20 protein-coding genes and 3 tRNA genes are annotated in these 23,428 nt (G+C 38.3%); 7 read left to right on the forward strand and 16 right to left on the reverse strand.

Features of this window, described 5'->3' with window-relative positions; genetic code table 11:
* The first annotated feature begins 116 nt into the window (after positions 1-116).
* The 4 genes from I6F65_RS16010 to I6F65_RS16025 all read left to right on the forward strand — a co-directional run bounded on the left by I6F65_RS16010 (position 117) and on the right by I6F65_RS16025 (position 2,753).
* Positions 117-192 (forward strand) — tRNA-Val (locus I6F65_RS16010).
* Between the two features lie 33 nt (positions 193-225).
* Positions 226-301 (forward strand) — tRNA-Val (locus I6F65_RS16015).
* A gap of 56 nt (positions 302-357) precedes the next feature.
* A tRNA-Val gene (locus I6F65_RS16020) sits at positions 358-433 on the forward strand.
* Positions 434-1,100: 667 nt separating this feature from the next.
* A complete protein-coding gene (locus tag I6F65_RS16025) occupies positions 1,101-2,753 on the forward strand; it encodes a tetratricopeptide repeat-containing response regulator (protein ID WP_024611199.1) in 1,653 nt (550 codons plus the stop codon).
* Positions 2,754-2,764: 11 nt separating this feature from the next.
* Here I6F65_RS16025 and msrB read toward each other — a convergent pair whose 3' ends face one another.
* From msrB to I6F65_RS16075, 10 genes are all read right to left on the reverse strand, one after another.
* On the reverse strand, positions 2,765-3,205 hold the full coding sequence (gene msrB / locus I6F65_RS16030; protein ID WP_024611200.1) for a peptide-methionine (R)-S-oxide reductase MsrB: 441 nt from the start codon (positions 3,203-3,205) through the stop codon (positions 2,765-2,767).
* A 129-nt stretch (positions 3,206-3,334) separates the two neighbouring features.
* On the reverse strand, positions 3,335-3,775 hold the full coding sequence (locus I6F65_RS16035) for a hypothetical protein (RefSeq protein ID WP_197113885.1): 441 nt from the start codon (positions 3,773-3,775) through the stop codon (positions 3,335-3,337).
* Positions 3,776-3,777: 2 nt separating this feature from the next.
* Positions 3,778-4,296 (reverse strand): DUF2919 domain-containing protein, encoded by a 519-nt coding sequence (locus I6F65_RS16040; protein WP_197113888.1) that lies wholly within the window; start codon positions 4,294-4,296, stop codon positions 3,778-3,780.
* A 10-nt stretch (positions 4,297-4,306) separates the two neighbouring features.
* On the reverse strand, positions 4,307-6,325 hold the full coding sequence (ligA, locus tag I6F65_RS16045) for an NAD-dependent DNA ligase LigA (RefSeq protein WP_197113892.1): 2,019 nt from the start codon (positions 6,323-6,325) through the stop codon (positions 4,307-4,309).
* Between the two features lie 80 nt (positions 6,326-6,405).
* A complete protein-coding gene (gene zipA, locus I6F65_RS16050) occupies positions 6,406-7,176 on the reverse strand; it encodes a cell division protein ZipA (RefSeq protein ID WP_024611204.1) in 771 nt (256 codons plus the stop codon).
* Positions 7,177-7,246: 70 nt separating this feature from the next.
* Positions 7,247-10,648 (reverse strand): chromosome segregation SMC family protein, encoded by a 3,402-nt coding sequence (locus tag I6F65_RS16055; protein WP_197113895.1) that lies wholly within the window; start codon positions 10,646-10,648, stop codon positions 7,247-7,249.
* A gap of 68 nt (positions 10,649-10,716) precedes the next feature.
* Positions 10,717-11,448 (reverse strand): RNA methyltransferase, encoded by a 732-nt coding sequence (locus I6F65_RS16060; protein ID WP_197113897.1) that lies wholly within the window; start codon positions 11,446-11,448, stop codon positions 10,717-10,719.
* A 76-nt stretch (positions 11,449-11,524) separates the two neighbouring features.
* Entirely contained in the window at positions 11,525-13,561 is a 2,037-nt protein-coding gene (locus I6F65_RS16065; RefSeq protein WP_197113900.1) for an FUSC family protein, read from the reverse strand.
* 10 nt (positions 13,562-13,571) lie between these two features.
* Complete coding sequence (locus I6F65_RS16070) at positions 13,572-14,432, reverse strand: HlyD family secretion protein (protein ID WP_197113903.1); 861 nt, start codon at positions 14,430-14,432, stop codon at positions 13,572-13,574.
* Between the two features lie 5 nt (positions 14,433-14,437).
* On the reverse strand, positions 14,438-14,641 hold the full coding sequence (locus I6F65_RS16075) for a DUF1656 domain-containing protein (RefSeq protein WP_024611208.1): 204 nt from the start codon (positions 14,639-14,641) through the stop codon (positions 14,438-14,440).
* 384 nt (positions 14,642-15,025) lie between these two features.
* Here I6F65_RS16075 and I6F65_RS16080 point away from each other — a divergent pair, with 384 nt between their 5' ends.
* From I6F65_RS16080 to I6F65_RS16090, 3 genes are read left to right on the forward strand one after another with little or no spacing between them, the layout of a single operon-like run.
* Complete coding sequence (locus I6F65_RS16080) at positions 15,026-16,135, forward strand: YjgN family protein (RefSeq protein ID WP_166114124.1); 1,110 nt, start codon at positions 15,026-15,028, stop codon at positions 16,133-16,135.
* A gap of 9 nt (positions 16,136-16,144) precedes the next feature.
* Positions 16,145-17,167, forward strand: a complete 1,023-nt coding sequence (locus I6F65_RS16085; protein WP_166114121.1) for a M48 family metallopeptidase — start codon at positions 16,145-16,147, stop codon at positions 17,165-17,167.
* Positions 17,154-17,552, forward strand: a complete 399-nt coding sequence (locus I6F65_RS16090) for a DoxX-like family protein (RefSeq protein WP_024611210.1) — start codon at positions 17,154-17,156, stop codon at positions 17,550-17,552. The genes I6F65_RS16085 and I6F65_RS16090 overlap by 14 nt, the downstream gene beginning before the upstream one ends.
* 72 nt (positions 17,553-17,624) lie before the next feature.
* Here I6F65_RS16090 and speB read toward each other — a convergent pair whose 3' ends face one another.
* The 6 genes from speB to I6F65_RS16120 form a co-directional block, all read right to left on the reverse strand.
* A complete protein-coding gene (gene speB / locus I6F65_RS16095) occupies positions 17,625-18,548 on the reverse strand; it encodes an agmatinase (protein ID WP_007583987.1) in 924 nt (307 codons plus the stop codon).
* 3 nt (positions 18,549-18,551) lie between these two features.
* The gene (speA, locus tag I6F65_RS16100) at positions 18,552-20,465 is read right to left on the reverse strand and encodes a biosynthetic arginine decarboxylase (protein ID WP_101216157.1); all 1,914 of its coding nucleotides are present in this window, start codon (positions 20,463-20,465) and stop codon (positions 18,552-18,554) included.
* Positions 20,466-20,952: 487 nt separating this feature from the next.
* Positions 20,953-21,351, reverse strand: coding sequence for a hypothetical protein (locus I6F65_RS16105; RefSeq protein WP_024611211.1), 399 nt, complete (start codon positions 21,349-21,351; stop codon positions 20,953-20,955).
* Between the two features lie 104 nt (positions 21,352-21,455).
* Positions 21,456-21,686, reverse strand: a complete 231-nt coding sequence (locus I6F65_RS16110) for a hypothetical protein (RefSeq protein ID WP_024611212.1) — start codon at positions 21,684-21,686, stop codon at positions 21,456-21,458.
* 27 nt (positions 21,687-21,713) lie between these two features.
* Entirely contained in the window at positions 21,714-22,175 is a 462-nt protein-coding gene (locus I6F65_RS16115) for a hypothetical protein (protein WP_024611213.1), read from the reverse strand.
* Positions 22,176-22,281: 106 nt separating this feature from the next.
* Positions 22,282-23,151, reverse strand: coding sequence for an MYG1 family protein (locus I6F65_RS16120; RefSeq protein ID WP_024611214.1), 870 nt, complete (start codon positions 23,149-23,151; stop codon positions 22,282-22,284).
* Positions 23,152-23,428 lie beyond the last annotated feature (277 nt).

Raw genomic sequence — 23,428 nt, forward strand, 5'->3', positions numbered from 1 at the left:
GCTCAGTTGGGAGAGCATCGCCCTTACAAGGCGAGGGTCACTGGTTCAAGTCCAGTATCACCCACCACATATAAAACCTATTATTATATTAATAGTTGCGTTTTAAAATTTAATATGGGTCGTTAGCTCAGTTGGGAGAGCATCGCCCTTACAAGGCGAGGGTCACTGGTTCAAGTCCAGTACGACCCACCACTATTTATAGTGGTGTATATTAAAATGTAATTTGGGTGATTAGCTCAGTTGGGAGAGCATCGCCCTTACAAGGCGAGGGTCACTGGTTCAAGTCCAGTATCACCCACCAAATTACAGATTAAATGTTTAGTACATCTCAAACATTTAATAATACCTATTATATGTGGGTGATTAGCTCAGTTGGGAGAGCATCGCCCTTACAAGGCGAGGGTCACTGGTTCAAGTCCAGTATCACCCACCACATATAAATCAGCTCACCTATAAGTAAAATAGCATCACCACTCTTTACAAGTAATAGCGAGAGTCACCGGCTCCAGTCCAGTACCAACCACTACATATAAATTAGCTCATCTATAAATAAAATAGTATCGCCACCCTTTACAAATAACGGCGAGAGTTAAAGTCACCAATTCCAGTACCAACCACTATATATAAATTAGCTCATCTATAAATAAAATAGTATCGTCACTCTTTACAAATAAAGGCGAGAGTTAAAGTCGCCAAATCCAGTACCAGCCACTACATATAAAACTATAAAACACCCTCCTTATAAATAATCTTAAATTAATATTAATCTCAGTATACAAACTATTAAATATCTTCTCTTAAAATAATTATGTTTATAATTTATGAGTAGCTACTTGCATATCAAAACCCCAACCGCTCGATATATAAATATTTTTACTTCGCCTGTAATAATCTTTAACTAAAATTAAATATCCACAGTTATGTGCTACCAGCCTTGCTTGTATTGCATTTAAAACTGATGTAAAAACCGGACTTTTTTAACCATATAAACGTATTAGGCAAAATTAAGTACCTAATAAATACAGCTATCATTTAAATTCCCTTGTAAGCAGTTAAACTGTTGATTATAGTCTGTGTTAAATATAATAACGCTTAAGCCAATGCCAACTAAGATCTATTCAAAAGCCAAAATACTTATAGTAGAGGAGCAACCGCTTGCTCAAAGCTATATGAAACAATCGCTAGAAAGACTAGGCTTTCGGCAGTTGCGCTTTGCCGATCATGCAAGTTCAGCAAAAGAGCACTGCTTAAGTGAAGAATTTGATTTAATTGTTTGCTCATTTAATCTAAACAAGCAACAAGACGGCTATCAACTTTATGAAGAGCTCCGTGTTAAGCATTTAATTAAGCACTCTACTGGCTTTATTTTTATATCTGCTGAAACAAGCGGCTCTCTTGTGCACAGCGTACTTGAATTACAGCCTGACGATTTTTTAGTAAAACCATTTACAGTACAAGAACTTAAAACTCGTATTGAGCGAATTTTAAAAAGAAAGCACGACCTACAAACAGTGTACGCACTTATTGATGACGGTAATGATTCAAAAGCAATTAAGTATATAGACACGGCGCTTGATAAAAAAAACAATAACTACAGCCCAATTTTATTACGCTTAAAGGGCGACGCCCTACTTCGTTTAAATAGAAATCAAGATGCGAAAGGTTTTTTTAAATCAGTTCTCGATATTCAAAAATTTGCTTGGGCAAAGGTAGGGTTAGTTGAAGCTTTAATTGCAAATAATGAACATATTTTAGCGCAGCGTATGCTTAAAACAATGCTAGAGCGCCAAGAGACACGTTTAGTAGCACTTGATTTATTAGGGCAACTAGAAATAAAGCTGAATCAGTTTGAGCTAGCTCAAGAGTTTTTAAGTGAAGCCGTTAATATTGCTCCGCGTAATATTTCTCGTCAAAAATCACTAAGTAATGTGTCGCTTATTAATCACGATTACGAAAAAAGCTATCTAACACAAAAAGATATCGCTAGTTATGCAAAACATTCAATACATGACCACCCCGACGTGTATTTAAATGCAGCCCGTGCTGGTATCGATTTTGCGTTAACAACAGATCAAACAGACCAAATACAACGAATTTCTAGACAAACTAATCAATACATTAATGATTTAAAAAAACAGTTTCCTAACAATGCTAATCAAGCGCAAATTGATGTACTTAATGCACGATTACATTATTTAAAAGATGAACATAAAAAAGCAAAAAAACTAATTGAACAACTCGACGATGACGACACGCATATTCGCTCTGTTGATGGCGCACTCGATAAAGCTAAAGCGTTCCACGAGTTAGGCTTTCATCAAAAAGCACAGAATTTATTTACTCAAATAATTAGTCATTGTGAGAGGCACCCTGTCGTTAGCGACACCACCTATTTACGTTATATTCAGCAGCAACAAAGTGAACGTCGCGATATTAAAATGGGTCCGAAAGAACTTAATAATCATGCTGTAAATCAATTTAATAAAGGGCAACTCAGCACTGCATTAGAAGCCTTTACACAAGCTTTTAGAGTCATGCCTCGCAATGCAAGCATCGCGCTTAATTTACTACAGTGTTTATTTGATTCGACTAAACAGCAAGGTAACTCATTTAATACAGAACTTGCTAAAAGATGCTACGCCCTGCTTAATAAAGCTCAGTTACAAAGCGAACAGACGCAGCGTTTAGATAAGATTTTACATACAGCAAAAGAAATGGGACTAGACCTTAGTACAACCTCTAACCCCAAGTAACAAACGTGGTATTAAAGCTTTTTCATCGACAGTGCATTTACACAATATCGTAAGCCTGTAGGTAATGGTCCATCAGGGAAAATATGTCCTAAATGTGCATCACAAACATTACATACAACTTCAACACGTTCCATGCCATGGCTCATATCGCTAATGTAACCGATAGCTTCTATCGTTGCTGGCTGTGTGAATGAAGGCCATCCCGTACCACTATCAAACTTCTCATCTGCATCAAACAACAAGTTATCACAACAAATACATGCGTATTTACCCGGTTCTAATAATGTGCAGCTACCAGAGCTGTGAGGGCGTTCAGTGCCCTTTTTACGTGTTACGTAGTATTCGTCTTCAGAAAGTACTTCTCGCCACTGCTGGTCGGTTTTAACAACCTTTTGAGCTGGCGTAGGGTTGCCATTATTGGCAAAATTAATAACATCATTCCATTTCAACATAACAGCCTCATTGAATAGTTGGTTAGTTATAACCAAATGTGACAAGAGTAAAATAAAGCTTGGCTTAATAAACCAACACTATATTAATACCCAACTAATCATTACATTATCGAATAAGCGTAAATTGGCTTAATCAAATGTAATGGTTTGTTTTTCAGAATCGGTAAGAATACGTTTTAAAAATGTGTCTAGTTCAACTTTTTTAGCCGGTAAACTAGCACTAAATTGACGCTCGTTATTACTGTGTATTATTAGTTCGTCGTCTTTAATCGTTATACGCTCAATACTTTCAATGATGAGCCAATCTGGACCGTGTTTTTTATCAAAAAAGCCCATCAAACTAAATAATAATAAATGTTGTGCATCACGCTGAATAAAATCGGTTAACGGGTTTCTAGATTTAAATAACGGTGTAAGCCTATAAACACTTGAGCAAAAAACAAATAACCACAAACCAAATAATGCTTTAAACCACATATATTCTAAAAACTTAGTACTTATCATCAAAATAATAAGTACTAATCCAATTAACGAAATCGCTATCGCTATTTTTTTATTTACAGCGTCCACCGCTAATCCTTTTTAAGTAGCTTTTTTTCTTCTGATGCTTTTTCTGTTGGCTCTGGCCAATCATTAAAAAACACTGTTAAATAACGGCTTTTGGCTAAATACCATAATACCCACAACACAATAACCATTTGTATAGCTAACGATAATGAAAATAGGTAGTGGCTATGTGCAGCTTGAATACTTAACCATATTAAATCAATAACGGCACATAAAATAAGAGGCCAGCGCATATGTCGCCATATTTTTGCTAACCTGTCGCTCGCACTGTGTGAATCTCGTGGTCTGCGTAAACAAAATAAAATAGTCGGTATTATTGCAATACTTCCAATCGCTATTGCAATAAAAAAGTCATTTTTATTTTTAAAAAATAACGACATTAAATCCAGTTCAGGTCGGCGACTTAACGCCGCAATAACCCAAATAAAATAAGAGCGCAGTAGTACCAATACACTTAAATGAAATGCGATGGGTGTACGATAACTTCCATACTTATCCCAATATTCTGGTCCGTATCGGCTCATTGTTATTTACCTAACCGTTATGCTTTATAAGCAGTTTTATTAATTCGTCTTCAGTTAGTATGTCTATACCTAGATCCTGCGCTTTAGTTAGTTTTGAACCTGCTTTTTCGCCTGCCACTAATGCATCAGTTTTAGCAGATACACTACCTGACACCTTAGCTCCTAATTGTTGCAAACGTGCTTTTGCATCATTACGATTTAGTGTATTTAGCGTACCAGTAAGCACATAAGTAAGCCCAGCAAGTGGTTGTTCTTCCTCTGAAGGCGCACTCAGTTGTGGCCAATTTACACCTTGATCTACAAGTGCATTTACAACAGCTAGATTATGCTCTTCATCAAAAAAGCCACGAACATGAGCAGCTACTATTTCGCCTACATCACTTACTTGCGTTAAACTATCAATGCTGGCATTTATTACATTTTCAAGTGTTAGAAAGTGATTAGCTAAATTTTGTGCTGTTGCTTCCCCGGCTTCACGAATACCTAATGAGTATAAAAACTTCGCAAGCGTAGTTCCTTTAGCTTCTTCAAGTGCTGTTACCAAGTTTTTAGCTGACTTAGGTCCCATACGCTCAAGAGACTCAAAATGCCCTTGTTTTAAAATAAACAAATCAGCCGGTGTTTTTATAAGTTCTCTATCAACAAGTTGATCAACAATTTTATCGCCAAGACCATCTATATCGAGGGCTTTGCGCGATGCAAAGTGTTTAATTGCTTGCTTACGTTGTGCAGGGCAAACTAAACCACCAGTGCAACGAGCGACGGCTTCACCTTCAACTTTTTCAACATGTGAATCACAGATTGGGCACGTCACCGGAAATTCAATATCTCGGGCATCATCAGGTCGGCGTTCAAGTACAACTTGGGTTATTTGCGGAATTACATCACCTGCACGGCGAATAATAACCGTATCCCCCACTTTTACACCTAAACGCGCAATTTCATCGCCATTATGAAGCGTTGCATTTGATACCGTTACGCCGCCGACAAAAACAGGCTCTAAACGCGCAACGGGAGTAATAGCACCAGTTCTGCCCACTTGAAATTCTACATCTAATAATTGTGTTATTTCTTCTTGTGCCGGAAATTTATACGCAATAGCCCAACGAGGTGCGCGAGCTACAAAGCCTAAGCGCTCTTGTAAGGCTTTTTCATTTATTTTAATTACTACGCCATCAATTTCGTATTTAAGTGAGCTACGGCGCGTTAAAATATCGCTGTAGTACTCAAGCGCGGCTTTTGGACCTTCAACTAATTTTGTTTCTGGGCACAGAGGTAAACCCCAATCAGTCAACTTTTCTAATTGCTGATAATGATCCTGGGGAATATTGCCATCGGCAACAAGCCCAGTGCTATATGCGTAAAACATGAGTGGGCGCTTAGCGGTAATTTTAGAGTCGAGTTGTCGTAAGCTACCGGCTGCTGCATTACGTGGGTTAACAAATACTTTATCGCCACGCTTTTCTGCTTCAGTATTTAGTTTGTCAAAACCTGCGCTATCCATAAATACTTCGCCGCGCACTTCAAGCTCTTTCGGATAATCGCCACGTAACTTAAGCGGTACATTACGAATTGTTTTTACATTTTGAGTAATGTTTTCACCGGTAAAACCATCACCTCGAGTCGCTGCTTGTACAAGCACACCATCACGATAAATAATTGATACAGCTAAACCATCAAGTTTTGGCTCACAACAAAAAGTAAGCTCATCAGTACTCATTAAACGCTCTTTTATACGGCGATTAAACGCAGTGAATTCTTCTTCACTAAACGCGTTATCAAGCGATAACATAGGCACTTGATGCGCAACTTGCTCAAATTTACTTAACGCAGCACCACCTACTTTTTGAGTAGGTGAATCAGCCGTTAAAAATTCTGGATGTTCGTTTTCCAGAGCACTTAGTTCACGTAATAATCTATCGTATTCGGAATCGGGAATACTGGGAGTATCGAGTACATAATAATTGTAATTGTGTTGCTCTAATATGGTACGAAAATGATTAATTTGCTCACTAATGCTGCTAGACATTTAAACCTCAAAAAAACATAAAAAAAGCCACTTTGACGAGTCAACGTCCAGTGGCTTACAAAATATAACTTGTGCGCTAATTACGCAGAAAATGCACGAACCTGTTCAACATAAAGACGAATACGGTCTACTGTCATTTCTTGGCGTTCAGCATCTAAAATTTGTGCACCAAATTCATCGCTAAGCTTTTTAGCTGCGCTGTGCAACATGTTAAATGCAGCTAAGCCATCACCTTCACACGGTAATGTCATAAATAAGCTAACCCCAGCGGTACTAAATTGTTCCATATTATCAATATCGAACGTGCCTGGGTTGTACATATTTACCAGTCTAAATAAAACAGGACCTTGCCCAGCTGGGTCAATATGTCGATTAAAAAAGCCTTCTTCAGAGTACTTAAAGCCTAATGTATTTACTGCAGGTAATAATTTACTACCTTGCATACTAAGTCCATCAGGCATTTGAATATGTACTATCACAAAGTCAGACATAGCCGCAGGCTTCTCACCATCACTTTGCTCAACAACTTCTGCTGGCTCATCAACAATTGTTAGGTCGTCTTCAATTGGTGTTTCTGGCACATCTATTTCTATTTGTGGCTCATTGGTATCGAAGTTTAACTCACCAAATTGTGGCTCATCACGCTGGTTTATCTCAGGCTCTTTCACCTCAGCTTTAACACGAGGAGAGTGTGATTTGATCGGCGCACTTTCTTGCGACGGTTCAACCCGTTCATCATTTGATACTTCTGGGCGGTCTTTTTTTCTAACTGACCATAGACCATGTATAAGTAAGCCACCAATGACTACTACACTGATAATGATTAAAACCCACCTTAATTGTTCGGCCATCCCCTCACCTTTTATTATTTGTTATGCCTAGACCCATGTATTACTTAAAATAATACACTTTCTATAAAAATTATACATGTGCAAGTTGCACTGCTTGTTCAATATCTACAGCAACCATACGTGATACACCTGGTTCTGCCATAGTTACGCCTGTTAACCTGCCAGCCATTTCCATCGCAATTTTATTATGACTAATATAAATAAACTGCACTGATTGTGACATTTCTTCAACCAAACGGCAAAAACGCACTACGTTGGCATCATCTAATGGCGCATCTACTTCGTCCAGCATACAGAAAGGAGCTGGATTGAGCCTGAATATAGAAAACACTAATGATAATGCGGTCAGCGCTTTTTCTCCACCACTTAACAGATGTATTGTTGAATTCTTTTTGCCTGGTGGCCGTGCCATTATACTAACACCACTTTCGAGTAAATCGTCACTGGTTAATTCTAAATACGCACTACCACCACCAAAAACTTTAGGAAATAGCTCTGCAAAGTCTTCATTTACCTGATCGAAGGTAGCTTTAAAGCGTGTTTTAGTCTCTATATCAATTTTACGAATTGCACCTTCAAGCGTACTTAACGCTTTTGTTAAGTCATCTAATTGATTATCAAGATAATCACTGCGTGCTTTAGCTAAATCAAATTCTTCAATTGCCGCTAAGTTTACCGCGCCTAATTTTTCTAGCTGATTAGTAAATCCGGTTAACTGATTTTGCGCTGCACTTAAACTTAGTGAGTCTGGTAATTCATCAAGTATCGCTTTTAAGCTTTGCTTTAGCTCTTCTAATGGCTCAAGCGCAGCCTGTGCTTTTATAAGTAAGCTTTGTTCTTCAATTGTTAACTTTTGATGCTGCTCTTGCAAGCCCACCAGCTCACCTTGTGAATTTTTAAGGCTTATTTGCTTGGTGTTTAAGCTTTCTTTAGCTTGAATTAATTCTTTTTGAAGTAATACCAAGGCTTGCTCACCTTTTTGATGCTGCGCTAAAAACTGCGTTATTTTATCGCTAAGCTCTTGCTCTGGTATAAGCAGCTCTTCTATTTCATTGAGTAATTCTTGTGCACCTTCAAATGCACTAATATGCTCTTGCTCTGCATGGGTCAATTTAGTTTTGCTTAACTGCCATTCACTGCGTGCCTTTTGTTCAGTAAGCGTTGCTCTATGCGCTTGTGTTTTATATTGCTCAAGCATGCTTAATGCTTCGCTATAACTTTTATCACTTTGTGAGCGTAAGTTATTTGCAGCGTCTAGCTCATCCGCTAAGTTAAGTTGCCGCTCATTAAAAACTTCAAATTGCTCTGTTTGCTCATCAAGCACGGTATTTAATTGCAAAAGCGCAGTGGTTAATTGCTGTTTTTGTTGCTGTAGTTTTTCTAGTTGCAGCTTAAATTGCGCTACTTGCTGCTTAAGCATATCGCTTCGTGTACTGGCTACCGCTATATTTTGCGCTAACTGATGTATCGCTTCTTTTAGCTCACTTTGCTCGTTAGTTAACTTCGCTTGCTGAGCTGTATTCCCATCAAGCGTTAATGTTACTTGTTGTAGCTCATCCTCGGCATCAATTAACTGCTGAGCTTTATCCTGCAATTGCTTATGTTTTAAAAGTAATGAGTTTTCTGCGTTACGATCAGCAATTACATGCCAGTTACGACCATGCATTGCACCGTTTTTATCCATAACAGCTATATAAAAATCATCATTTAACAGCGTTAAATCACCGCCCTCGCTATAAGCAATACGCGTTAAATGATCTGGATAAATACCGCTTGTTATGAACACCGCTAAGCTATTTGCAGCAATATGCTTACCACTAATTGGCCACACACTATTATCAGCTTGCTGCTCACTTACATTTAAGTGCTCTAACGATTTAAGTGCCTGCTCTATTAAATGCTCAAAACCCTCTTTAACACTTAACTGACTAAACAACCCATTTGCATTAGAGGTTTCTTCATCAAGTCCTAATGTACTTTTAAGCCCCATTATACTGGCTTTTAACTCATTTACTTTTTGAGTAAGTATCGAGTGCTTCTTTTGTGCGTTATTAACAAGCGCGTTTTGTATTTCAAGCTCAGCGCTACAATGTGTATGCCCAGTTTGTTTAATGGCAAGCTCTTGAGTTAATACTTGTGTTTGCTGTGTTTGCTCTATTAATTGCTGTTCTACATCGCTACTTTGTAGCTCAGTAAGCTGCGCATTTAACTGATTACGTTGCTCGTTAACGTGGCTTATTTGCTGTTGAGTTTGTTTAATCTGACTGCTATGCAGTTGTGCATTATTATTGAGTTGTTGCTGTTGCTCACTCAACGTTTGCCAATGGGTATAGCGGTGCTGCTTAAGTGCTAATAATTCCTCAAGCTCATGCGTTAACTTCCTAACTTGCTCTTCGCACATTAACGCGTTTTCACTTGCCTCTTGAAGGGTTTCATTTAGTTGTTCACACACAATCTGCTGCTGCGTTTTAATCTCAGTACTCTGAGTTTGGCGTAGCTGTAATTTAATTAAATTTAGCTTAAGCGTTTGGATTTGTTGCTTTACATTTATTTGCTGTTGCTCAGCCCGGGTAAGCTCGGTGTGTATTACATGTTGCTGGTGCTGTGCGTCGCTTAGCTTATCTTGCTGAGCTTGTACTTGCCCTTCTAAGCTTGCAAGTACATCGTCGTGCCCTGAGTTAGCTGTTTTAAAAAACGAAATTTGATCGTTCAGTTTTTTAATTAGAGTACTTTTTTCAAGTTGCTGCTGGTGTAACTTTTGCCATTTTAAAACCGCAATTTGCCCTTTTAATGTGCGTTCTTGCGCTTTTAACTCACGGTATTTTTTTGCATCAACCGACTGCACAGCCAATTTATCTAACTGGCTTTGCAGCTCTTTACGCACATCTAACAAACGTTCAAGATTTTCGCGGGTGCTTTTAATACGTGTTTGTGTTTCACGGCGGCGCTCTTTGTATTTAGAAACACCAGCAGCTTCTTCTAAAAATACGCGTAATTCTTGTGGTTTACTTTCTATTAAGCGCGAGATCATCCCTTGCTCAATAATCGCGTAACTACGCGGACCAAGACCAGTGCCTAAAAATATATCGGTAATATCACGCTTACGGCATTTACTGCCATTTAAAAAGTACAGCGACAGCCCGTCGCGCGTTACTAAGCGCTTAATCGCAATTTGGTTTCGATCAGCAAATGTATTTGAAGGACTACCTTTATCGTTATCAAAAACAAGCTCTACAGAAGCTTGCGATATGGCTTTACGATTAGTTGAACCATTAAAAATAACATCGGTCATGGCATCGCCACGCAGGTTTTTAGCAGAGCTTTCACCTAGCACCCATCGTACTGCATCAATAACGTTAGATTTGCCACAGCCATTAGGACCTACAACACACGTCATTTGATCAGGAAATGGAATTTTAGTGGGCTCTACAAACGATTTAAAGCCCGCTAATTTAATAGTGCTTAAGCGCATCTTATTGTTATTACCAATTTATTATTGTTATTTGTCATAAACAATTTAACCCATAATTTACTAATAGATTAAGCTTGTCGTTTAAAGTTATCTAAAATGATACCGGTCGCCATTGCAACATTAAGTGACTCTGCACCACCAAAAGCGGGAATGGTTATTTTATTGGTCACTAAATTTGCACATGTCTCGCGTATACCATGCGACTCACTGCCCATTAGTAAAACGCCTGAGCCCGTAAATTGGGCTTTATGTACACTTTGTCCATCTAAAAAAGCACCGTAAACAGGTAAATTTAAAGACTGTAAGTAATCAGGTAAATCTACTTGGCTTACCGATACCCTTACAAATGAGCCCATTGTGGCGCTAATTGTTTTAGGGTTGTAAGCGTCTGCGCTGTCGGTGCTAGTTACTATATGTTTAATACCGTACCAATCAGCTACTCTAATTATTGTGCCTAAATTACCAGGATCTGATACGCCATCAAGCGCGAGTATTAAGCCATTTGCTTGTGGTAAAGCCGCCTTTGGCATATCAACAATAGCAATGGCTGCATTATTGCTAACTAATGTGCTTGCTTTAGTGAGGGTCTCTTCATCCGCTTCAATAAAATTAGCGTGCTGATACTCACCTTGGTACGCATTTATAAATTCATCAGTAGCAAAAATATTAACCGCATTTAATGGGCTGTTTAGTAACTCAAGTACATTTTTTTCACCCTGTACAAGGTATTGATTATATTGCTTTCGGTACTTTTTTTGGCCAAGTTGGCGAATAAGTTTGAGTTGGTTTTTTGAAATCATAACAGCCCCATAAAATTGTCCATCAAGTATAACAGATTTCGGTATAACATCTGAACTCGAAAAGCAGCGAATAGGGTTAATTTATCTTGCTGGCACTTCTTTCAAAGGTCAGATTAATACGAATAAACATCCCTTTTATTGCCTCTAATTGGTTTGAATCACCAACAGATGCGGCTAATTCGTTATAAAGATTATCAGACGCTTGCTTAAAGTTTTCATCAAACTTACCTTTGGTAGCCAGCATAAATGCATCAGCCAACGTGCGTTGCCACTCATTTAGGTATTTTAGCTTTGTGTCACCAGCAAGGTTTTCGCAAATTGATTTTAATCGCACTGAGGCATGCCCTAAGTTTAGACCGGTTAGAGCCAAATCGGTAATAGCGCGTGAGTGTGAACCCTGATCGTAATTAGTTAAACGTATTAACCTATCTGCCATACGGCGGTTGTACCAAATACTCGGAGTTTGATGGGTATTTATTTCGAGTAAATCTTTATAGGTAGCCTTAAAAACACGATGAACAAGTAACTGAACACTTGGTCCTGTAAATAACTGAAAAATCCAAAATAAAATACTCACGCCAGCAAAAATAGCGATTGCAGAGCTGAGTGTATAATCAATTGAAAACGCTAGGCTCATATCCGTGCTGGGTCTAACCAAAATAGTAAATGGAATACAAAACCCTAAGCCGTATGGCAGCGTTTGTTGATCAGCGAGTAACAGCAAACCCAAAAAATACGGACCAGCTAATACAAGCAATAATATTTCTAATTGCCCACCACTTTGCGACAGTAAATTTAACGCATAAAAAATAGTCACAAAAGTAGCAACAATTATACCTGCCAATAAACGTTTAATTACAACCTGTAAAATAGCCAAGGGTATTCGCGCCAGCATTATCGAAAATATTACCGGTAAAATCATAATTAATAATGCCGCTGAAGAACCTGTATTAATCCAAATAAATGCGCCGATAGAAAACACCAAAGCAGTTCTAAATCCAACTATAATGCCAGCTAATGGGTCACGATATGTAAGCATACTGGGTGCATTTAATAATGTTTTATCGCGTTGTTCTAAAGCTCTGTATGCGCGTAGTAAAATTGTTAAGTCGGCTGCTACTTCTAAGCTCACATTGAGCATGTGAGATTCAAATGGCGAATCACACACCGTATTTGCTCTATAGTCGGTTAGCTCTTTACGCAGTGTTTTAACTTGTTCGGCGCAGTAATCAAAATCGTCAGATTCTTTAATTTGCGCGAATACGTGTTTAAGTTTACTTATTAATTTGTCTAGTGTAGGAGTAATAAGGTCTGCGTGGTTTCGTTGTAGACGACCAACTATTTGAATTGAAGCCAGTAAAGAAAGTACTTTTTGCGACAATTGATTTGCAGCACGCGAGCGCCCTGGACCTTTTGGTCCTTCGTATCTTACTGCGCTAGAGTCTTCGTTTATAGATCCTAACGTTGCCATAATGCCATCTATTTGTTGATGACGATTTTCGTGCGAGCCTTTAGAATCAAGCTCAGTTACTAAATAATCTAACGTTTGATTTATAACCGACCGCGCTTGAACTTGCAGTAAGTGTTTAACTTTTACAGGCCAAAATAAATGGCTCACAAGGCCTGCACATATTGAGCCTATTACTATTTCACTCACGCGCGCTTGTGCAATATCAAATATGCTTTGACTGCTTACCATTGCCGGAGTAACCATGACTAAAAGTACAATAATAGCGGCTGTTACACCTGCCATAGCAAACGCATAAACAAAGTTTGCTTGGCGTACCATTGCCGATAACGCAGAGTTTACCCCCAACCATAATGCAAGTGCACCTAGCGCTAAATAAGGGTAAAGAATTAGCTGAGTTAAAAGTAATATGCCAAATAAACCACCCACTATGGTGCCTATTATTTGGCAAATTGCTTTTTCAATAACCAATCCGCTTTGCGGGCGTAATTGCAAAAATATAGCCGAGACTAACGCCCAATAAGGTCTTTCAAGATTAAGCCACATAGCGATAGTAAGCGCCATTACCATGGCTATAACGCCCTTAATCGCAAAAATGATTGCCTGCTTTTTAGGAAAAAACAAATTTTGTAATACAACGCCCACAGTCTTCCCCTTAACGTGTAGCGAGATGTATTGTGGCGGTCATTCCTGCACTAAGCTGAATCTTTTCGGGTAGTGTGTCTAATTTAATATCAACAGGAATACGTTGCGATAAGCGCACCCAATTAAATGTTTGTTGCACTTGCGGTAAAAGTTGTCCGTTACTTTGTGTATTCGTATTTGCAATTGCTTTACCTACACTCACTACATGCCCTGTTAATTGCTTACCACCACTTAAAAGCGCTATTTTAGCTTTTTGATCAGGATAAATAAGCGGTATTTTACTCTCTTCAAAGTAACCCGTTACGTAAAACGAATCTAACCGCACGATAGCAAACACAGGGGTGCCTTGAGCTACATAGTTACCTTGGCGTAAATTCAGATTAATTATTTGCCCCGATGCAGGTGCAACTATTTGCGTTCTATCAACATTTAATTGCGCAATTGTTTGCTCTGTTTTAGCTAAGTTATAATTTGCTTCGGCAATTTTGGTGTTGATACGTGTTGATTCTAGTGTTTCTTCACTTATTGCTTGTTGGGTGCTTAGCTCAACACGCCTTTCGTATTTATGTTTAGCAAGTTCCCATGTATATAGCGCATTTTCTGTATTGGCTTTACTTTTATCAAGCGCTGCTTGGTAACGCTTTTGATCAACATTAAAAAGAACTTCGCCTTTTTTCACACTTTGACCATCTTTAATATTTAAAGTTGTGACCCAACCCGAAACGTCTGGAGCAACTGTAACTATGTCTGCTCGAATGCGACCGTCGCGCGTCCAAGGAGTATGCATGTAGTCAGTCCAAACCCAACGCCCAGCAAAAACCGCAGCTATAACAACCACTATAGTAAAAGTAATACGCAGATATTTAATCATTCAATTTATCTTCCACTTAGTAAATAGACGGCGAGTGCCAAGTAACAAACAAATAGTGACACCTCAAACCAAGCCACCTTCCAAATACGATCGTGCCAATCTAATCGATGCAAAACAAAACGAGTCAGCGCGGTTAAAATAAACGCAATTGGGAAATAAACAATCAGTGGACTAAATTCTAATCCCCCCAAAACTACCGCGTGAAGCATAATAAGTATCCTAATATTATTTTAACGATGATAAGCACCAACAAATTCATTTAACTTACAGCACTATAACGGTAACAATTAATTATTTTGATATATAAATCAACTTACTTAAGTGTACCTAGGCGCGCTTAATACATAATTAATAACGTTATATTTATAATACAACTAACTCTATTTATAGCTGTTTAATTAAATATTAAAAGGTAAGCAAGTTTAAAAACACGACATGTAACAATATTTATTTATGGAGCGTATTAAATAATGAGTGTAAAAACCTATGCACTGCCTATTTTTGGTGCTTGCAGCAAAGCTGCAAACATTATAAATATTGAATTTTGCACTAAAAACAGGTAAATTAACAAAAAAAACATGGATATAATTTTAATGGAATCAATACACCCTACCCCCTCTGAAACAACCCCATCAATAAATAAACCAGCTGAACCAATTTTTAGTGGAAAAGTGCAGTTTAGTGGTAAAGGCGGTGAGTTTTTTGGTATTTGGATTGTAAATATATTACTTAGCGTTATTACGCTTGGCATATATTCAGCGTGGGCTAAAGTACGCACACATCGCTATTTTTACGGTCACACTCGTATAGACGGTCATAGCTTTGACTACCTAGCAACGCCAATACAGATTTTAAAAGGTCGGATTTTAGCAGTTATTGTGTTTTTTATTTACACATTTTCTATTAGCTTTATGCCTATATTAGGTCTATTTTTTGTTCTTGGTTTTATATTTTTAATGCCGTGGATTATTAATCAAGGTTTACGTTTTAATATGCGCATGACGCGCCATCGTAATGTTCGTTTTGCTTTTAAAGGCAATTACGGCGAAGCCTTTATTAACTTTATACTTTTGCCTATCGCCAGCATATTTACACTTTATTTATTAATGCCGTATGTTATAAAACGTATTGATAGCTATATCCATAGCAACATTAGTTACGGCGACAAACCACTTACTGTAAACCTAAAAGGCGAAACCTATTACCTAACAGCGCTTATATGTTTTGTGGTGAGCTCTATCACTATGGTTGTATTTATGGGGATTTTAGGGTTATTTGGCCTCAATTTATTAGATGTTGAAAATCAACAAAATTTAGAAAGCTCCCCTGCAATGGTTATGCTACCTATACTTATGATGATTGCCTATGTGCTGATGATTGCCATTGTTTCTGCTGTATGGCATGCCGCTATTAGAAATCATATTTTTGATAACAGCCATTTTGAAGGCGTTGCTACATTTAAATCTGAGCTAAAACCAGTTCCTTTCGCTGTTTTACTATTAACTAATATGTTGGCTATTGTATTTTCTTTAGGCCTTGCATACCCATGGACAAAAGTACGTACATCAAAAATGCTCGCTGATGTAACTAACGTCACTATTTATCCTGGCGCATTAAACCTAATCGATACCGCGCAAGAACAGCAATCATCATTTGCTGAAGAAGCTGCAAACGTATTTGATATTGACCTTTCTTTAACTTAAGAGCTCACCATGCATGTAAAGGGACATTTTTTTCCCATCGCATCGAGTAATTATCAGGTGTGTGTTGCAACTATTAGCGACACACACATTGAAATTATCAACGATGAACACGTTATAGCTCGCCACGCAATCTCAAGTCTTAATTTAAGTTCGGGAATGGCCGGACTTGCCGACGAACTAAACTTTGAAGATGGCAGTCGTTTTATCCCTCTTGATGTAAATTACAGATGGCCATTTAAAGCAAATAACCATCACGTAATGGAACGCCTTGAAAAAAGTAAATGGGCAATTTTAGCCGCAGTCATATTTACACCGCTCTTTATGTGGTTAGTACTTTATAAAGCCGTACCCGCCATTGCTGTTTACAGTGTTGATACCCTGCCACGTAATGTTGTAGAACAAATGGGGGAGCAAAGTTTTACACTAATTAAAAAGATTGCGCTTGACCCAAGTGAGCTGCCCGCAGAGCAACAAGCTAAAGTACAGGCACATTTCAAAAACATGCTTAATAAGCTTTCGCTTGATCAATCGGCTTATAGGTTATCGTTTTATAAATCAGACAGCTTTGGTGCTAACGCATTTGCGCTACCCCATGGTCGTATAGTGGTTACTGATGATTTGGCAAATTTACTTGCCGATAAACCCAATGCCTTAAAAGCGGTATTACTACACGAAATGGGTCATGTAGTGCATCAACATAGCGTACGTATTACAGCTCAATCTGCCGCAAGTACTATTGTGTTAGCGGTTGTATTTGGTGATTTAGAAGGTGTTGCCGAAGTAGCGTTAGGTACAGGTGCATCGTTTGCTCAGCAAGGATTTTCACGTGATATGGAACGCGAGGCAGATACTTTTGCACTCACCCAATTGGAGTTGTTAGGGTATTCAAGCAATGACTTTGCTGATGCGATAGAAGCACTGCAAGAAAGTCATACTAGCGAAAACAAACACCTCGAAAAAGTAAATAACTTATTAGAGTACTTATCTAGCCATCCAAGTGCACAAGAGCGTATTGATAATGCCAGAAAGTAACACGTTTTATATTCAACTTGCTCGTTACATAGTAAGTTTAAGTTGGATATATCATGGCTTTTTCCCAAAGCTTTATCATATTGCACCGCTTGAAAAATTAATGACTGGCAGTGCTGGTTTTTCACAGGAAGTGTCTGATTTAATTACGCGTTCGGCAGGAGTCGGCGAAATTATATTTGGCTTGTGTTTAATTGTATTTTATAAAAATAAGCACCTGGTAGCTTTAAATATATTGGCGCTTGTGGGGCTTTTATTTGCTGTAGTTATAATGCAGCCGCAATTGCTTATTGAAGCATTTAACCCTGTAACCACTAACCTCCCTCTTATTGGGCTGAGCGTTATATGGTTAAAAGAAATTGCCGTATTAAATAAAATAAGAACTTAAATTAATCTAACTTATAAGAGCAAAAAGGGTATGCCTGCGCATACCCTTTTTTGTAGTACTTAATTTGTAAAATTAGTACTTATTTTTATGCGTCCACAAATGCAGTAATTCGCTCGCAATGGTTGCTGCGGCAATAGCGGTAAGCTCGCTTTGGTCATACGACGGTGATACTTCTACCACATCCATACCTACCATGTTTATGCCTTTTAGCGCACGCAGTACTTTAAGTACTTTATCTGACGTTAAACCACCACAAACAGGAGTGCCTGTACCAGGCGCAAACGCAGGGTCTAAACAATCTATATCAAACGTTAAGTAAACAGGTAGGTCACCTACCCGTTCAAGTATTTGCGCTGCAATATCATTTGCATGTAAATCGTTAGCTTGCATTGCATCAATTACAGCAAACTCATGTTTGCTTTGATCAAAGTCGGTACGAATACCTATTTGTATACTGTGCTCAACATCAATTAGCCCTTCCATTGGCGCATGGTAAAACATAGTGCCGTGATCAAATCGCGAGCCATTGCTATAGGTATCTGTGTGCGCATCAAAATGTACCAGCGCCATTTTGCCATGTATTTTTGCATGAGCACGTAATAACGGAAGCGTCACAAAGTGATCGCCCCCTAAACCTAATAGCGTTTTACCTTGGCGAAGTATTTGCTCAGCAGCCATTTCTAGTTGCGCAGTAAAATACTCAGGATCGCCAACAGGGTAAGTAAAGTCCCCTGCGTCTGCCACTTTTAAGCGCTCAAACAACGGGAACGTCCACGGGTACTTAGTGTCTTCCCATGCTAAATGAACCGACGCACGACGAATCGCATCAGGACCTAAACGTGCACCAGGGCGACCCGATGTCGCTAAATCAAACGGTAAGCCTAAAACAACTACGTCAGCGTCAATTGCATTAATGTTTTGCACCATAGGACGACGTAAAAACGTCATCCCATTTGAGTACAATGAGTGATCTGCGTGACCAAACAAAGTCGACATTGCTTATAACTCTTCTAAATAAGTGTAGCCATCAAGGCCGCTTTGCAACTCGTCTAAAACGCTTTGCTGTTCGTGTTTTTCAATTTTTGCGCTTACCAACTGCTCATATGATTTCTGAAAACTTTCAACATCTAAATGTACATATCGCATCATATCAGCAACAGTGTCACCTTGGTTTATCTCAGTAATGCTTGCAACGCCTTGCTCATCCATATTAACAATCGCGCTGTGCGTATCGCCAAACAGGTTATGCATATCACCTAAAATTTCTTGATAAGCACCCACCAAGAAAAAGCCCATTAAATAAGGTTTATCAGCGCTAAACTCTGGCACTGGTAATGTGCTTTCAATACCTTGTCCATCTACGTAATGCTCAAGTGCACCGTCTGAATCACAGGTTATATCAAGTAATACAGCACGTTTTTTTGGTGCTTCAGTTAAGCCACTTAATGGCAATACCGGAAACACTTGATCAATGCCCCATGCATCTGGAAGCGATTGAAATAACGAGAAGTTTACAAAAAACTTATCGGCTAAACGTACGTTTAACTCGTCAATAATAGGACGATGAAAACGGTTTTTATTATCCATGTGCTTGTTAAGTTCATAACAAATACGAATATTAATTTGTTCAGCCCACGCACGCTGCGATAAGTCTAATAAACCTAATGCAAACTGGTTATGCGCTTCAGCTAAGTCGCCTTGGCTGTCGTGATAAATTTCAATTAATGCACGGTCATCCGTTAAATCAGTTAACTGCACAAACGATGCCCACATATTTTTTAATAAAAGGGGTGCATCTGCCGCTGGCGCTACTAACTCTTCTGGCGTATAGCTTTCAGTACCAATAACATTGGAAATAAGCACAGCATGATGCGCTGTAAGCGCACGACCCGACTCAGAAATAATAGTCGGCATTGGTTGCTCATATTGCTTACATGTATCACCAATGGTGTACACAATGTTATTTGCATATTCAGCTAAGCTGTAATTCATAGAGTTATGCGACTGGCTACGCGTGCCGTCGTAATCAACAGCCAAACCGCCGCCTACATCAAGACAATCAATTTCTGCGCCTAATTTACGTAGCTCACAGTAAAAACGCGCAGCTTCGCTTACACCTAAACGTACGTCACGAATGTTCGCCATTTGTGACCCTAAGTGAAAATGTACTAGCTGAAGTAAATCAAGCTGGTTTGCGTCTTTTAAACGATTAACTACATGCAAAACTTGCGATGCAGATAAACCAAATTTTGATTTTTCGCCGCCACTCGCTTGCCATTTACCTTTACCTTGCGATGCTAAACGTACACGAATACCAATGCGTGGTTTTACGTTAAGCTCTTTTGCTTGGCTAAGCACCATGTCTAGCTCAGAAAGCTTTTCAAGCACGATATACACTTTATGACCTAGCTTTTCGCCAATAAGTGCTAAACGAACGTATTCTTTATCTTTGTAGCCGTTACATACAATAACAGCGCTGGTTTTTTCAGCCAGTGCTAGTACCGTAAGTAATTCAGGTTTGCTGCCTGCTTCTAAACCAAGTTGCTTTTTTTCTACTTGTGCTTGGCTTGCTACTATTTCTTCAACCACTTCACGTTGTTGGTTTACTTTTATTGGGTAAACTAATAAGTAGTCTTTAGGGTAACCATAGTTTTCAATTGCTGTATTAAATGCGCCGCATAAGCTGTGTACACGATGGTGTAAAATTTGCGGAAAACGAACTAAAGCAGGTAAGCTTAAACCTTTATCTTGTAGTTGCTTTGCGATATCTGTTAATGCAATGGTTTGCTCTGGGGCATGAGCCTTGGGCGCAACATACACATCACCTTGATCATTAATACCAAAAAAACCTTGGCTCCAATGACGAACATTGTAGCTCGTACGAGCTTGTTCTAGTGATGTTGTCTCTTTCATTTATCTTTCTCTTTTATTTAATTAATGCCGACTCGGCTAGTGCCGCGCATTAAAAGAAAAATAGACATTCAAGTCCAACAAGTATTTTTACTCGTAACGAGTGATTTTTAATGTTGATAAAACGACCAATCACGTATTGCTCGCTAGCGCATATAAAACAGGACTTTGATGATTATTAAAGATAAGAAAAATTGTAAAAAATGGCTGTTTTTAAATGACTCATTATAAATTTTATTAGTAAAAATGAGTTACACCATTCAATAAAATTAATCTTGAGTTACTTTGCTTATAGAATTTACTTTTGATGGATTAGAGTAAGGTGTTCTCAACGCCTCAAATTACTGCTATTTAGCCAACGTGTTGTGACCAAGTAATACCTATGTATTCTGCAACGTGAATAAAAACTGCACGTCAAAAACACTTAGCCTACATCCACCAGCACCAATAACCGCTCACAACTACTTATGAGTATTATATAACTGGCTCTTTATTTAACTATTATTGGCTTTTTATCTATCTCTGTCATATTTTCAACCGTAGATAAACCATACCCACCAAACAGTAGAGGTGTAGTGTTTAAGTTCAACTTATAAGTGCAGTGCATTGTAGATAATTTATGTGGGTTAATTGTCCAGAGCTTTTTATAATCGTTAGCACTTATATAAAAATGCTCATTATTATTAACTAAGTGGATGACTTTGTTTCTTAAAATAATCGTTTCAAAGAACCCCCGAAAATTTACATTTGCATTAATAAAGGCAAATACAACTTCCCCTTCAATACGTTTTTGCTGTTGAGATTTAGGCAACCTATAAATTAAAAAAACAAAAAATAAGTAGCTAGCTGCTATACATACAAAAATAATCACAAGGCATGAAATGTTCATCTTTTTCCTTATTTGAAACAAGCGCTAGTTAGGTATTCAAATTAAAACTTTAGAGCACCTTATTACAGTAAATAGATAATTAGCGTGCGGGATTTTGTGACGTTTTAATAAGGATAAGGTAGCCATTCTTGCCAATTAAAGCTTTCGTTATACATCTCATCAACTATATCCATATACTCAGATTTTGTAGCTAGGAGGTACGCTTGCCTCTCTTTTGGGCTCATATAGGCAAGCCAATATGGGAGATAACCTGGATAGTCTACCCCAAACATATCTTCAAAAAATCGGCTTTCAGGAAGCTCAAGGGTGATTTCATTATGAGTAAGCTTTGGCATAGCGTTAATTTACCCTATTGTTAAAAATTAATATTCCGGCCACATATCTGAATCGTCTATTAAAGTTAACGTTTTCAAATCAAAATATGCACACACATTATTAATTGCCATAGCCTTATGTAAGCTAACGCTTTTAAACGATGATGACTCTAGTGCTGTATATAACCACGATGCAACTTCAATATCTGTAGCTCTTGATATGTCTTTGTAAAATTCAGAATCCATGTAGTTGTCAATCAAGTCTTCTAAAAGCTGATCTAAAACAGAAAGTTCGCCAAAATCCATTCCTGGTTTATAAATCTCATTTGCATCATTTGTCATGTAAGTAAACGACAGGTTGTAACGACTACCAAGAGGGATCCAGATTACAATTTTATCTGCCTCATCGGGTATACCCATTTTATAGATGGATTCAAACGCAGCAGTAAGCTCGGTAGTATGGCTTTTTAAAACCATTCGTATTTCTTTCAATGCAGATTCTATTTCCATCAAATTCCCTTTACAAACATAAAATTGAGAATAGATACTATCGTAATTAATCATTTTACAAGCAAGTATCTATCTCAAAATTTTATTTAGGTATTAATTTTAGCTTTTATTCAGCAAGCGCCATAGTGGCAAGTTTCATTGTGCTTTCAAACGACTTGGTACCCGCTATAAATAAACCGTTGTGACAGAACACGGCATCGGCAATACCTGTTTCATCTACAAACGCTTGATCAGATAAACCAGACCACGCTTTAGGCAACGATTTTCTATCTTCAAACGAGCCAGGCTCAACGGGTACTGTTTGTAATATCCATTGCCCAGAATGCGATGGGTAAACCATGTATAGTGCGTCACTTGATAAAATATGCACTGTTTTTTTCCACGGTGTGTATTTTTCAAGCACGATTACTCTGGCATCGTCTGCATTTTCAATTGCTTTGGCGACAATCTCTTTTGCATTTACGCTACCGTGAGCTGAGGCGATAAAACGAATAAGCATACGAGCTGCAAATTCAACAGCTTCATCAAAACAGGTATCAAAGTTACTTTCTTCTTCCCATGTAGGGTTAAACATTGAAATTGTTTGGCTCAAGCTTATCCCTTTTGATACACCCTCAACATGACCACAATCAATGGCGTCAATAGTTGAAACTAAGCCTGAATCCACTCTATCAGCAACGGCTTGGTTATCATCACACAGCGCTAAGCCATACTGTTTCCACACTAAACCAAACGACGAAAAAGGAATACCATTTTCACGCTCACCAGCACCACCACGTTGGTGATGATCAAAACGATTCGTTTCTGGGTCGTATTCGCCACCTACATCAATTACAAAGTCGGCACTTTCTATAAGCGCTTTATCGCGAGTACGTACTAGTTTAAACGCTGGTAAAACATGTTTAAGTACTGCAATACTAAAAACGTCATCCGCATGAAAATTACCGTTGTGAGTTACTACTGTTATGTCTGTCATTGGTTTAGTGTCATTTTTAGAAAGGATAAGAAAGTCTCGCTATTTAAACGTTATGGTTTGAAGTATTTCAGGGAAATATAATAAGGTGGATTTTATACGAATGTAGCTAACAAAAACAGTGTACTGTTTGGCATGTCTGTTTTTGTTGTAAAAACAGTATTGGGAGTATTTTGTAACCTATTACTATAACCTTGATTGAAAGGTCGTTAATGTAACTGAGTAGTGCATAAACCATGGATGAAAACTCACCACTTATAGTTTTAATGCACTAAAGCGC

Source organism: Pseudoalteromonas sp. SWXJZ94C (assembly GCF_015864385.1).
Taxonomy (GTDB): Bacteria; Pseudomonadota; Gammaproteobacteria; order Enterobacterales; family Alteromonadaceae; genus Pseudoalteromonas.